This is a genomic window from Maribacter arcticus (assembly GCF_900167935.1).
In the GTDB taxonomy this organism is placed as follows: Bacteria; Bacteroidota; Bacteroidia; order Flavobacteriales; family Flavobacteriaceae; genus Maribacter; species Maribacter arcticus.
In genome coordinates this window covers 165,426-179,677 of the sequence record NZ_FUYL01000006.1, presented here as the reverse complement: position 1 = coordinate 179,677, position 14,252 = coordinate 165,426, and the positions used below count along the sequence as shown (strand labels likewise).

7 protein-coding genes and 2 tRNA genes are annotated in these 14,252 nt (G+C 33.1%); 2 read left to right on the top strand and 7 right to left on the bottom strand.

From position 1 onward, the window contains the following. Positions 1-56: 56 nt before the first annotated feature. The 5 genes from B5X55_RS10985 to B5X55_RS10965 all read right to left on the bottom strand — a co-directional run bounded on the left by B5X55_RS10985 (position 57) and on the right by B5X55_RS10965 (position 8,132). Positions 57-3,140, bottom strand: coding sequence for a PAS domain S-box protein (locus B5X55_RS10985; RefSeq protein WP_079512670.1), 3,084 nt, complete (start codon positions 3,138-3,140; stop codon positions 57-59). 3 nt (positions 3,141-3,143) lie between these two features. Next, the gene (locus B5X55_RS10980; RefSeq protein ID WP_079512669.1) at positions 3,144-5,438 is read right to left on the bottom strand and encodes a PAS domain-containing hybrid sensor histidine kinase/response regulator; all 2,295 of its coding nucleotides are present in this window, start codon (positions 5,436-5,438) and stop codon (positions 3,144-3,146) included. Between the two features lie 342 nt (positions 5,439-5,780). Continuing rightward, positions 5,781-5,858: transfer RNA gene (locus B5X55_RS10975), tRNA-Pro, on the bottom strand. A 38-nt stretch (positions 5,859-5,896) separates the two neighbouring features. Next, positions 5,897-5,985: transfer RNA gene (locus B5X55_RS10970), tRNA-Ser, on the bottom strand. Positions 5,986-6,095: 110 nt separating this feature from the next. Then, positions 6,096-8,132 (bottom strand): HD family phosphohydrolase, encoded by a 2,037-nt coding sequence (locus tag B5X55_RS10965; RefSeq protein WP_079512668.1) that lies wholly within the window; start codon positions 8,130-8,132, stop codon positions 6,096-6,098. Between the two features lie 121 nt (positions 8,133-8,253). Between B5X55_RS10965 and B5X55_RS10960 the strand changes: the two genes are divergently transcribed. Together B5X55_RS10960 and B5X55_RS10955 are read left to right on the top strand one after the other, a co-directional pair. Beyond that, complete coding sequence (locus B5X55_RS10960; protein WP_079512667.1) at positions 8,254-9,429, top strand: acetyl-CoA C-acyltransferase; 1,176 nt, start codon at positions 8,254-8,256, stop codon at positions 9,427-9,429. A gap of 17 nt (positions 9,430-9,446) precedes the next feature. After that, positions 9,447-10,199 carry a C40 family peptidase gene (locus tag B5X55_RS10955; protein WP_079512666.1) on the top strand — a complete coding sequence of 251 codons (753 nt, stop codon included), beginning with the start codon at positions 9,447-9,449 and terminating at the stop codon, positions 10,197-10,199. A 46-nt stretch (positions 10,200-10,245) separates the two neighbouring features. On the opposite strand, the gene B5X55_RS10950 is transcribed toward B5X55_RS10955, so the two are convergent. Together B5X55_RS10950 and gyrA are read right to left on the bottom strand one after the other, a co-directional pair. Then, positions 10,246-11,508 carry a tetratricopeptide repeat protein gene (locus B5X55_RS10950; protein ID WP_079512665.1) on the bottom strand — a complete coding sequence of 421 codons (1,263 nt, stop codon included), beginning with the start codon at positions 11,506-11,508 and terminating at the stop codon, positions 10,246-10,248. Between the two features lie 39 nt (positions 11,509-11,547). Beyond that, positions 11,548-14,082, bottom strand: a complete 2,535-nt coding sequence (gyrA, locus tag B5X55_RS10945; RefSeq protein WP_079512664.1) for a DNA gyrase subunit A — start codon at positions 14,080-14,082, stop codon at positions 11,548-11,550. Between the last annotated feature and the right edge of the window lie 170 nt (positions 14,083-14,252).

Genomic DNA, 14,252 nt, shown 5'->3' with positions numbered 1-14,252 from the left:
TATTTCTTAAATATACTAAACTTGGCTAAACAATTTTGCATTACACCTTTAATGTATTACACTTGATTAACATATTCTAGTGGTAATGTAAAAGTGAAATTGCTTCCTTTACCTACTTTACTTTGTACTTGTATTGTACCTCCTAATTTTTCTATTAAACTTTTACAAATTGCTAAACCTAGCCCTGTACCTTCATGAGTTCTACTTAACCCTCCATCGAGTTGAATAAATGGCATAAATAATTTATTAAGATCCTTTTTACTCATACCAATGCCTTGGTCGATTACTTGTGTTACGACTAACCCATCAACAATATCTACTTTTATTGTAATTGTACCATGGTTAGAAAACTTAATAGCATTTGAGAGCAAATTGAGTAATACTTGTTCTACTCTTCGCTCATCACTATTTAAAATTATATTAAGTTCAGAAATTTCTGAACGTATTTGAAGTTCTTTTTTAGCTGCTTGCGGTAATAAGAAATCAATTGTTTTTTCTAACGTTGTTAAATAATTAAAATAATAAATAGAAACTTTTAATTTGCCAGCTTCAATTTTAGAAATATCTAAAACATCATTAATTAAGCCCAATAAATGTTGTCCACTGTTTTTAACCATGCCTAATTGCCTTCTTTGCTCATTATTTAAAGGCCCAGCTAATTCTTTTAATAGAATACCTGTAAAACCAATAATAGAGTTCATAGGTGTTCTTAATTCATGTGACATGGTTGCTAAAAATGCAGACTTCATTAAATCGGCAGATTGTGCTTTTATTTTTTCTTTTTCGAATTGATTTGTTCTGAGCTCAACCAACCTTTCTAAGTTATTTCTATGTTTTGCTAATTCAATCTCTGCGTTTTTACGATCCGTTACATCTTGTACTAATGAAAAAATTGTTTCTATTTCAGCATCTGCCGATTGTAAAACAGAATTATACCATTCACAATAAATCACTTTTTTACTTTTGGTGTAATTGCGGTTAATATTTCTATTACTTTTTACCTTACCAAGCATTAAATCTTCAGCAATAATTGCAGTTATCGCACCATCTTCTTCATAAATCAAATTCAGGTCATTAAAATGTTTTCCTACCGCTTCAGATGCTTCCCAACCGAATATATTTTTTGCTTGAACCGACCAATTGCGGATGATGAAATTTTTATCCCATTCAATTATGGCTAGTGGAGAATTGTTTAAATGCGTAGTTAGTCGTTGATGTGCCGACCTAATTTCTTCCTCTATTTTCTTTCGCTCAGTTATATCATTGAAAACACCAAGCAGGTATTTTTTTTCTGATATAGTGATTACTTGAGCTGAGACTAACCCATTTAAGATAATGCCAGATTTGTGATTTACATCTGCTTCTAAATCATGTACAAATCCATTTTTCTCTATCGATTCTAAAAAACGCACCCTTGATGCAGGGTTTGTCCACATATTTAAATCTTTTATTGTCTCTCCTATTGCTTCTTCGCGACTATAACCTGTTATTATTGAAAAATTATCATTAACCTCAACGATTTTCTCATCTGATAAGGACGTTAATATAATTGACCCAGGTGCTGCTTTAAATATGGCAGCAAATCTTTCTTCGCTTTCCTTAATAGTTTCTTCCGCTTTTTTATGTTCTGTTATATCTCTTGTAACCCCGAGTAATGAAATAATGTTTCCTTCTGCATCTTTAAATGGCACAGCAAGTGTTTCAAGCCATCTGGTGGTGCCCTTAAGTCCTTTTATTTCAAATTTAAGTTGTCCAGAATTACCATTAAAAACTTCATTTGTAAGCTTCTTAAAAGCTCGTTGGTGGTTACGGGTTATAAGGCCTATCATAGATTGGCCTTTTACCATATCTAGATTATCGGCTTCTATCATTGCTAAACCCGCAGGATTCATGTAAATCAATTCCCCCTTTGCATCCAGTTGTTTTATACATTCTGGTTCAGTTTCTAAAATTGTTCTTAAATGATTTTCACTCTCTTCTGCTTTTACTTTGGCTAAAATTAATTTATGTTCAGCGCTGTCTCTTTTCTTTGATAACTCATACAAGTTTTCTGTCATTATATTAAATGACTCGTATAGGCTTCCTATTTCGTCTTTATTAGTACTCTTTAAATTTAATGGTTTGCCACTAATACCAAAATCAGATACCGCTTTCTCTAGCTCAACTATTGGTTTCGAGAATGTGCCAGAAAAAATAATTAGTAATACGAATAGGGCTAAAATTATAAATAGAAAAATAAAGAAGGCCTTATAAATCATGTTATAAATTGGCTGCATTACCTTATTATATGGCGTTGTTGACAGCAAGGACCAATTACCAACCCGTTCAGCGCCATATTCTGAAAGATCTGCATAGCCTGAGATAATTTTTATGTCTATTGTATTTTTATATATGTAAAAGCCGTTTTCGCCGTTTTCAATTTTCTGTTGTAACTCTTTTAGAAATAAATCAGGATGTTGCTGTAAAATTTCGACCTCCTTATTTCCAGATATTAGTACAATACCCTTGTCGTTTACTAAATATGTATTTTCATTATCAAATATTTTGTCATCAATTTCAAAAATCAATTCACTTAGGATTTGAATATTGATGGAACCTACTAATACGCCAACTACATTTTCATTTAAGTCTATTACATCACTCAATAATTCGAGATCTAAAACAGCGTTTTCCTCAATTTCTTTTTGCGAAATATTAGATACATCTGAAATAAACACATCGTTAGGTCCTCCGCTTATTGTTTTATTGAATTCATCTTCTATATCTGGCTCTAATTGTAACATATTTGCTCCAATTAATTCCTTGTTTGATGAAGAAAGGATGATTCCATTTTTATTTACAAAAAAGAGGTCTTCATAAAATGGATATTGATTTACAACTCTTAATAAATAATCAGAAATAATATCATTAGAACTTGTACTAAATAAGGGGTTATTGCTTAAAACATTAAAGTCTGCTACTCTATTAAACATAAAATAATCAATAGCTTTTGCCGTTTGAACCACATTCAATTTGAGTCGTTTTCCTTCTTGTTGCTCAAAATGTGTTAGCATAGAAAAGTAAGAGACACTCAATATACTTACTGCAACGATACTAGCTGTAGTAATAAAGGCAATTTGAAGTTTTGTTCGAATTCTCATTTATTAATTCTTAATAGCACTATCTAAAGGCAATGTAAATGTAAAATTACTTCCCACTCCTTTTTTACTCTGTACGTTTATGGTACCTCCTAATTTTTCTATTAAACTTTTACAAATTGCCAACCCTAGCCCTGTACCTTCATGACTTCTATTCAATCCATGTTCTAATTGAATAAATGGTTCAAATAACTTATGTAGGTCTTTTTTACTTATGCCAATGCCTTGGTCAATTACTTGTGTTACAACTAACCCATCAACAATATCTACTTTAACTGTAATTGCACCTTGGTTAGAAAACTTAATAGCATTTGAAAGCAAATTGAGTAAAACCTGTTCTACTCTTCGCTCATCACTATTTAAAGTTATATTCAGTACAGAAATTTCTAAAAGTATTTGAAGTTCTTTTTTAGATGCTTGTGGCAATAAAAAATCGATTGTTTTCTCTAACGTTGTTAGATAATTAAAATGGTCTAGTGATACTTTTAATTTGCCAGCTTCAATTTTAGAAATATCTAAAACATCATTAATTAAGCCCAATAAATGTTGCCCACTGTTTTTAACCATACCTAATTGCCTTTTTTGCTCATCATTTATAGGACCAGCTAATTCATTTAGTAGAATACCTGTAAAACCAATAATAGAATTCATAGGTGTTCTTAATTCATGTGACATGGTTGCTAAAAACGCAGACTTCATTAAATCGGCAGATTGCGCTTTTATTTTTTCTTTTTCTAATTCATTAGTTCTGAGCTCAACTAACCCTTCTAAGTTATTTCTATGTTTTTCTAATTCAATCTCTGCTTTTTTACGTTCTGTAATATCTCTTATAACTCCAATTAAAAATTTAGTGCCATTGCTATCTACAAATCGTGTTTTTTTTGTTGAAATTATTTGCGTTTCTTTTCCAATTAGGCTTAAAGTTTCTTCATTCACGTTTTCAACGCCTGTTAAAATAACTTGTTTATCTATTCGTAGAAAACTCTCTCTTTCTTCAGGTGGTACGTTTTCTGCTAACGTTTTACCGATTACATCTTTTCTTGTAACATTAAAAATTTTGCAAAAAGCATCATTTACTAGTAATAATTGACTTTCGCTATCTTTTACAAATACGGGATCACCAATATTATCTATAATGTTATCAAGATACTTTTCGCTTTCTTTTAAAGCGATTTCCGCTGTTTTGCGTTCAGTAAAATCTGTAAAATAAATAGATAAGCCATCAGGGGTAGGATAAATTCTATTTTCAATCCATTTATCAAAAGCCTCATAATACTCTGTTAAGTATTGCGTCTGTTGAGTTTTAACGGCCTTATGGTAGGCATGATAAAAAGGTAAATCAACACCTTTTGGGAATTCAGTCCAAATATACTTACCAATTAAACTTTCAGGAGACCGACCTAAAAACTCACCTGCTTTCTTATTTACATAGGTATAGCACCAATCATTATCTAATGACACAAAACCATCAGAAATTTGATTTAACGTAGATTCAATTTGTGAAATAAATTTTTTCTCTACTTTTTGTTTCTCTTCCTTAAGATTAAAGTACTTTTTTCTGTAGGTGAGTATTGAAAAAATCTCTCTGTTTTGAGCAGCAATAAAACCAGCATTATCTTCCTCTTTATCTATAAACTTTAAATAAATATAAAGTATCAAAGAAAATATAACAGCTGAAAACGATTTACCTATTATATGACCAATTAATGAAGTTGTGAAAATTGGTGTACCGTACTTGAGAAGTATATTAAAGGCAAGTGAATCAAAAAGTAATACAAAACATAATGAAATAAATAGAATTAAAAAAAAATATAATTTATTAAGTTTTGAAATTAAAAACTGATATATAATTACCAGTAAAAAAAAATCTATAAATAATATTATAGTACCTGTAATAAAGTATTTATAATTTATTTGAAAAATAGACGATGGATCTTCAAGACTAATGATTTGAGTAGCATGCTCTTGAACATAAGTAATACCAAACAACGCCGATAAAATAGCATTTGAAATAATAATGCCAATAATAAGCGTTCTAGCACTAGCAACACCTTCTTTTATATATATTAATAATATAGCAAATAATACAGCGCTAAAGATAATTACAGAACCAGGGTAGATAGGATATTCTTCAAATATTTTAAAACTAACCATGGAACCTGAAAGGGCTTGTAAATATTGTACAGAACCCAAAAGAATGTAAAGTGGAGCTAAACCAAGTTTAGTTCTATACTTAAACAAGAAAAGTATACTTGAAGATATAAGTAAAAACTCTAATAGTATGGTAGTATATAAGTTCATATACTTTAAAGTTACTATTTTATTGTAAAATTAAATACAACTTAATAATAAGCTAAATATATTAATTGGAACCAATTACAAAATAGAAACCAATGATATATGTAATATTCTATGCACGAGAGTAATACAAAATAGTAAACCAGATTTTTAACAACTTGGAGTTAGAAATATTTTCACAAAGGTTTATATATATGGGAATTTTTTAGTGGCTATGACCAATCTATATTTCAAGTTTTTATACCCTTTTGAATTAGGTAGCAAGTATTAAAAGTAAAACCTAGTTCAATTCAGAAAAAGTATTAAAAACAAAAAATCCAACCACTTTCGTGATTGGATTTTTATTGGTCGGGGTGGCAGGATTCGAACCTGCGACCTCCGCGTCCCAAACGCGGCGCGATAACCGGGCTACGCTACACCCCGAGATGGTTATCTAAATTATGTCTCTCAACATATCGTTGCGGAGAGACAGGGATTCGAACCCTGGGTACCCTTGTTAGGGTACGACGATTTAGCAAACCGCTCCTTTCGGCCACTCAGGCACCTCTCCAGTAATTCTTCAATGAACTTTCGCTCTCAATAGCGGATGCAAATGTATAAGTATAACTCGTTTTACACAACTATTTTTTATCTTTTTTTAAATAAAAATTTAGACCACTGTTACTCAGGATATTCCACACGCAAATGATAAATGTTTATTAGCTTTTGTTTGAATATTTTCTTGATTGTTTCTATTTCCTTAAAAGTTATATCTGCATTCAAAAATTGATTTGCTTTCATTTGACCTGAAATTATCTTATCAACGAATTCATCAATTATCAAAAATGTTGGGTCTTTTAAACTTTTAGATGCTGCTTCTACCGAATCTGCCATCATCAAAATTGCAGTTTCTCTGGAAAATGGTAATGGCCCTGGGTATCTAAAATCTTCTTCGTTCAACTCACCCTCTAAATCTTTTTGCTTTTTATAGAAGTAATAAACTAATGTTGTACCATGATGCGAACGAATGAAATCAATAATTCTATCAGGAATATTGTTTTTTCTAGCGATTTCTATTCCTTTGATTACATGGTCAATTATAATTCTAGCACTATCTCTAGGGCTTAATTCATCATGCGGATTCACATTCGTTATCTGATTCTCGGTAAAGAAGGTAGGATCGTTCATTTTACCAATATCATGATACAAAGCCCCTACCCTAACCAACATAGCATTTGCTCCAATCTCGTTTGCTGCAGCTTCGGCTAAATTTGCCACTTGTAAAGAATGATGAAATGTACCTGGAGCTTTATTCGAAAGTTCTTTCAACAGCTTAGAATTAGTATCTGAAAGCTCTAACAAGGATACATCAGAAACAAGTCCGAATACCTTTTCATAAATATAGATTAATGGCTGTACGAACAGCGTTATCATACCATTTAATAGAAAAAGACCTAAAGTGTACCACTCAATATCACTTAAGTCACCTTCATGAATAGTATGGAAAGCCAAATAACCAATAATATAAATCAACGTTATCTGACCTACACTAACAAATAAATTAGCTCTCTTATAAAGTTCAGATACTGTTAGAATAGTAACTATACCCGTAATAATCTGAAGAAAAATATATTCAAAACTATTAGGAACGACAAAACCTAAAATCAAAACCGCTAGTACGTGCACAAAAAGACCTAATCTAGCATCAAAAAAAGTTTTTAAGATTAATGGTAGAATACACAATGGCACTACGAAGACCAATTGATCATTATACTTAATAACCATTGTGGTTATAAACACCATCAATAGTATATTGAAAAATATGAAGGTCACTTTTACATTATTGTCGTAAACCGTTTTTCTATATTTTTTAAGAAATAAGAAAAGCATTATTAGTACGAGTGCAACCAATACTGTATACCCAATTAAAATGTAGTAGTAATTATTTGCGGTCCATAATTCTGACTCATATTCAGCCTTTAATGATTCTAAAACCTTTAAATTTTCTGCCTCAACAACTTCACCTTTTGCTATAATTAATCTGCCTTGATCAACAGTGCCTCTAGTGTATGATAATTTTGACAAAGCTTCGTCTCTTGCTTTTTGAGTCAAATTATTATCGAAGCTTACATTCGGAGCAATCAAATCAAAAAAGAGCGATTGCGTTTCATTTGTAAAGGTTGATAGATTATTATCTTCTAAAACTCGAGCCACCAAGTCATTAATCTCATTGACTCTATAAAACTCCGAAACCCTAACTTTCCTTGCTTCATTATCCTTAACGAGGTAGATAAAATTTCGCTGTACTTGTTTTCCGTTATTTTGTAATATTCCTTTACTGTAGATTGAATCTAAAATTGCCTTTGAAGAGTTCTCTAGCCGATTTTTTTGATTATTTCTTAATCCAGTATTATTCCATTTATCATCAAATTCTTTTTCTAATTTCTCACGAATACCTTGAACTATCTTTTCGTCGTAATTATAATAAGGAAGCTGGGCACTTTCAATAGACTGCTTTTCTTTTGTTATTTCAGAATCAGTCTTTTTAATCGAGAAATCGAAGGGCGCATATAGATTTTCAAACTGCCAAGGCTTCCCTTTTTGAAATTCATATTTAAATTTACCTCCCTTAGGCAAGAAAAAAACTATAAAAGCAACGGCCGCTATATATAGTATATACTTAAAAATTAGCGATTGCTTTTTATAGAGATTATCCAAAAGAAAAAATTATTATGTTCATCAAAAATAGAAAATAATAAACTGATAACTAGTAAATGAAATGATATCCCTTTGGTTGCTATAGAATTTAGTAATTTCGTCAAATCAAAATAATTAAAACATGAAAGAGGTTGTAATTGTTTCAGCTGTAAGAACACCTATCGGAAGCTTTATGGGCGGTTTGTCTACAATGCCTGCTCCCAAATTGGGCGCTATCGCTATTGAAGGCGCATTAAAGAGAATAAATTTAGACCCCGCCTTAGTAAATGAAGTTCTAATGGGCAATGTTGTTCAAGCAGGCACAGGTCAAGCTCCTGCAAGACAAGCTGCCATATTCGCTGGTATTCCAAATACAGTGCCCTGCACAACAATTAATAAGGTATGTGCATCTGGTATGAAAGCAGTAATGCAAGGCGCCCAAGCAATAGCGTTAGGCGATGCAGATATTGTAGTCGCTGGCGGCATGGAAAACATGAGCCTTATACCTCATTATGTTCAAATGAGAACAGGCACCAAATTTGGGCCATCAACTTTAATCGATGGCATGCAGAAAGATGGTTTGGTAGACGCATATGATGAGAATGCTATGGGTGTTTGTGCTGATGCTTGTGCTGCTAAATATGATTTTAGTAGAGAAGATCAAGATGCATATGCGGTTCAATCTTACACAAGATCATCTAAAGCATGGGAAGCTGGAAAATTCGACAATGAGGTAATTCCAGTTGCCGTACCACAAAGACGTGGAGAGCCTAAAATAATAGCTAAAGATGAGGAGTTCACCAATGTATTCATTGATAAAATTCCGAATTTAAGACCAGCGTTTTCAAAAGATGGTACTGTTACGGCTGCAAATGCCTCAACTATTAATGATGGAGCTGCTGCATTGGTTTTAATGAGTAGAGAAAAAGCCAACGAACTAAATTTAAAACCATTAGCTGTCATTAAAGGTTATGCAGATGCAGCTCATGAACCAGAATGGTTTACTACTGCCCCAGCAAAAGCCCTTCCAAAGGCTTTAGCCAAATCTAATATATCAATTGAAGAGATTGAATTCTTTGAATTTAATGAAGCATTTTCTGTTGTTGGTCTTGCTAATATGAAATTATTAGGTTTAAATGATAGCAATGTTAATGTTAACGGCGGTGCGGTTTCTTTAGGTCATCCATTAGGATGTTCAGGTGCTCGAATACTTATAACTTTAATGAACGTTTTGGAACAAAATAATGCTAGATTAGGTGCTGCTGCAATTTGCAATGGTGGCGGTGGCGCTTCAGCAATAATTATTGAAAGAGTCTAAGAGCATAGAAAACCTACATGCAATACGGTATTTGTCACTTAAGTATAATTCCAGTAAGGAGCAATCCCGATGAAGTTTCGGAAATGATTACCCAACTTTTGTTCGGTGAACATTTTAAAATTTTAGAGTCGCGAAAAAACTGGTCTCGAATAAAAACAATATTTGATAAATGTGAAGGTTGGATTATGAACAGCCAATTGGCATTTATACCAGAAGAGGAGTTTATAGCCTTACAACAAAACAAGGATTCTAAATTTGTTGCTGACCTTATTACTTTCGTAGAAGATAGAAATCAAAGTTTAACACCAATACTTCTTGGATCAAGCATACCAGAAACCCCATCACTTCATGCCAGTTTTGATGGAAATGTGATTAAAGGATTACAACCGAAAGTTAAACTCGTTGAGACTTCATTACTTTACCTTAATTCTCCAGAAATAAAAGGAGGAAGATCTCCTTTTGGAATTGACAGTGCCGGCTTTACTCAAATGGTTTATAAAATAAATGGCTATAATTTATTACGCACTGCTGACAAACAATCTACCCAAGGCGTAGCACTAAGTTTTGTAGAAGAAAGTGAAGCAGGTGATTTAGCGTTTTTTGACAACGCTAGCGGTGAAATAGACCATGTAGGAATAATAATGGGCAACAACTACGTTATTCATGTAAATGGTAAAGTTAGGGTTGACCGATTAGACCATGCAGGCATATTTAATAACGACCTTAGAACATATACCCATCAACTTAGGGTCATTAAAAAAATCATATAAAAAAAGGCCCTGAAAAGGGCCTTTTAAATTAAATAAAGAGATTAGATTATTCACCTAACATCTTCTTCATTTTTAAAAAGTTTTCATTATCGCCCATAGCTCCGTAAATATTCTTAAGCTGGATCATAATATTTTCACTTTTAGGATTATTTTTTAAAGCTTCTTCCAAAACATCTGCACCTTGCCTAAAGAAATCATCCTTTTTCTTTTTTAATTCGTCATACTTAGCAATATCAGCTCTTGAGTTACCTAAAGAATTCATATCATCAATCAATTCATTACCTTCGTTTACATAGGTAGTTGAAAGGTTTAAATAAGCATTTGTATACTTTGGATCAATTTCGATGGCCTTCTTATATGATTTTCTAGCATCTTCATAATTATTTTGCTCCATACTTATTACCCCTACATTGTAATGAAGGTCAGCATTATCAGGAGCCAATGCGATAGCTTCAGCCATTAATTCCTTAAACTTATCTTTATTTCCTTGATTGAAGTATAGATTTGCCTCATTTAGGATAAGATTTACATCTTCAGGATCATTTTTTCTAGCTGCTTGGTATGCTTCTAAAGCTTTCTCGTCCTGGCCTAATTGAGTATAAATTAAGGCTGTATTTTTAACAATTTCTGCTGTTTTAGATGGAGTCTTCTCATCTATAGGATCTGTATAGCCTCCAGATTTAATCATAAGATCACGTTGAAACTTATCCATCTCCTCTACTTCACCTGTAGCTGCATTGGTAGCCTTATACACAACACCTCCACCATCATATCCAACTTCTTGTAGTTCGTTATAGTAATCTAATGCCATTTCATAATGACCGCCATTAACAGCGCTACCCGCTGCATAATACAAATAAGAAGTATCTCTAGGACTAAGCGTATAGCTCATGTACAACTTCTCAGCTGCTTCCTTAAATTTATTATTTCCATTATCGCTAACCGCAGAGTTTACTAGATCCGCAGTTAAAGAAGCCATGTACTGTTTAGTTTCACCAGTATATTTTTGCTTACCAGATTTTTCTTCAATCTCAATAACTTTCTTAAAGGATGTTGCAGATTTCTCAAATGCATCATTATTTCCTTTTTTAGCCAAATCACTGTAAATTTTACCTTTAGTAAAATAATACTGCGTCTGTATTTTTTCGTCTGCAGCACCAATAGTACCAGAAGCTGCCTCTATAGCTGTTTGAGCTGCTGCTGTATCGCCATCTTTCAATGCTTTTTCAGCATCTTTTATTTCATTCTTTTGTGCAAAACCGACCATTGTAAATGTCAATGCAGCTACAAGTAATAACCTATTTTTCATTTTTAATATATTAATTATTAGTGTTTAAAATTTAGATGTTTATTCTTCTGAATCATCTGGCTCATTAGTATCAATCTCCGTGCCGTTTTCAGTATCTACCTCAATATCAAGTATTTCAGGTTCCTCCAAATCATCTTCATCTTTCATTACCTTGGCAACAGCGGCTATTGAATCATTTCCTTTAATGTTTATCAATCTAACACCTTGTGTTGCTCTACCCATTACACGTAAATCTTCTACGCTCATACGAATTGCAATTCCAGATTTATTAATGATCATCAAGTCATCTGAATCGGTAACGTTTTTAATAGCAACAAGACCACCAGTTTTATCTGTTACGCTTATTGTCTTAACACCCTTGCCTCCTCTATTAGTTACCCTATAATCTTCAATACTTGAACGTTTACCATATCCTTTTTCAGAAACCACTAAAATTTCATCTTCAAAATTATGAACAGAAACCATACCGATTACTTCATCTTCATCATTAGCTAAGGTAATACCACGTACACCAGATGCATTACGACCCATAGGCCTGGTCTTACTTTCTTCAAAGCGTATTGCCTTACCTGATTTAAGACCTAAAAATATCTCACTTGTTCCTGTTGTCAATTTAGCTTCTAATAACTCATCACCATCACGAACAGTAATTGCATTAATACCATTTTGACGCGGTCTGGAATATTGCTCTAAAGATGTTTTCTTGACCACACCTTTTTTAGTCGCCATGATAACAAAGTGACCGTTTACATATTCCTCATCTTTTAAATCTTGAGTACAGATAAAAGCTTTCACACTATCATCTTGTTCAATATTTATAAGGTTTTGAATAGCTCTTCCTTTTGAAGTTCTACTACCCTCTGGTATTTCGAAAACCCGCATCCAGAAACATTTTCCTTTTTGCGTAAAGAACAACATATATTGGTGGTTAGTACCTACAAAAAGATGCTCTAAGAAATCTTCATTTCTTGTTGAAGATGCTTTTTGACCTACTCCTCCTCTATGTTGAGTTTTATATTCTGATAATGGAGTTCTTTTAATATAACCCGCGTGAGAAATAGTAATAACCACTTGCTCATCAGGTATCATATCTTCCATGCTAAGGTCTCCGCCAGCAAGATTTATCTCAGACCTTCTCTCATCACCATACTTATCCTTTATCTCTTGCAACTCATCTTTAATGATCTGCATTCTGCGTTCCTTTTTATCAAGAATATCTTTTAAGTCGGTAATCAGAAGCATTATCTCATCATATTCCGTTCTAAGCTTATCTTGCTCAAGACCAGTAAGTTGACGTAATCGCATCTCTACAATTGCCTTGGCTTGAATTTCGCTTAGTTTAAAGCGTTCAATTAAGTTTGCTCGAGCTTCATCTGCATTATTTGAAGCTCTAATAATTGCTATAACCTCATCAATATTGTCTGAAGCAATAATCAATCCCTCTAAAATATGAGCACGATCTTCAGCCTTTTTCAATTCAAATTCAGTACGCCTAACGACAACCTCATGGCGATGCTCAACAAAATAATGAATCATTTCCTTTACGTTCAACAATCGTGGCCTTCCGTTTACCAGGGCTATATTATTGACACTAAAAGATGTTTGTAATGCCGTATATTTATACAGCATATTTAGTACAATGTTAGGTATTGCATCTCTTTTTAAGATGTAAACGATTCGCATACCATTACGGTCAGACTCGTCCCTAATATTAGAAATACCTTCAATTTTCTTATCATTGACAAGGTCGGCGGTTTTCTTAATCATGTCCGCCTTATTCACTTGATAAGGAATCTCATGAACTATAATGCACTCTCTACCCTGCACCTCTTCAAAAGTTGCTTTAGCGCGCATCATTACACGTCCTCTACCTGTATGAAAGGCCTCCTTTACACCATCATAACCATAAATAATACCACCCGTTGGAAAATCAGGAGCTTTTATATGCGTTATTAGCTCATCAATCGTAATGTCATTATTATCGATATAAGCAACTGTACCATCAATAACTTCTGCTAAATTATGGGGAGGCATGTTGGTCGCCATACCTACAGCAATTCCAGAAGCTCCATTTACCAATAGATTTGGTACCCTTGTAGGAAGTACGGTAGGCTCTTTCAACGAATCATCAAAATTCAATTGATAATCTACCGTCTCCTTCTCTATATCGATAAGCATATCATCTGCAATCTTACGCATACGGGCCTCCGTATAACGCATAGCTGCAGGACTATCACCATCTATAGACCCAAAGTTACCTTGACCGTCTACAAGCATATAACGAAGACTCCATTCTTGAGCCATACGTACCATTGCATCATAAACAGAGGTATCACCATGTGGGTGATACTTACCAAGTACCTCCCCGACAATACGGGCAGATTTTTTATGTGAGCTATTACTTCTAACCCCTAATTCATGCATTCCAAAAAGAACCCTTCTGTGCACTGGTTTTAAACCATCTCTGACATCTGGCAGAGCTCGTGACACAATGACCGACATCGAATAATCGATGTAGGCAGATTTCATTTCATCTTCAATATTAATAGGTATTAATTTTTCACCGTCAGCCATTTAAAATCTTCTGTTTTTTAATTAGTAAAAAAGCATGCCAATATACTTAAATCCTAGGCGTTTATAGTATAAGTGGATTTAATAATATGAATTTTTATTAACAGTTGACTTTGAAATGTTAATTTTAAAGATATATGCTCATTTTCATGTGATGAGACTCAAATTTTGTA

Excerpts from the sequence above, each read along its gene's own strand:
- B5X55_RS10985 (WP_079512670.1), bottom strand. The coding sequence starts at position 3,140 with ATGAGAATTCGAACAAAACTTCAAATTGCCTTTATTACTACAGCTAGT.
- B5X55_RS10980 (WP_079512669.1), bottom strand. The coding sequence starts at position 5,438 with ATGAACTTATATACTACCATACTATTAGAGTTTTTACTTATATCTTCA.
- B5X55_RS10960 (WP_079512667.1), top strand. The coding sequence starts at position 8,254 with ATGAAAGAGGTTGTAATTGTTTCAGCTGTAAGAACACCTATCGGAAGC.
- B5X55_RS10955 (WP_079512666.1), top strand. The coding sequence starts at position 9,447 with ATGCAATACGGTATTTGTCACTTAAGTATAATTCCAGTAAGGAGCAAT.
- B5X55_RS10950 (WP_079512665.1), bottom strand. The coding sequence starts at position 11,508 with ATGAAAAATAGGTTATTACTTGTAGCTGCATTGACATTTACAATGGTC.
- gyrA (WP_079512664.1), bottom strand. The coding sequence starts at position 14,082 with ATGGCTGACGGTGAAAAATTAATACCTATTAATATTGAAGATGAAATG.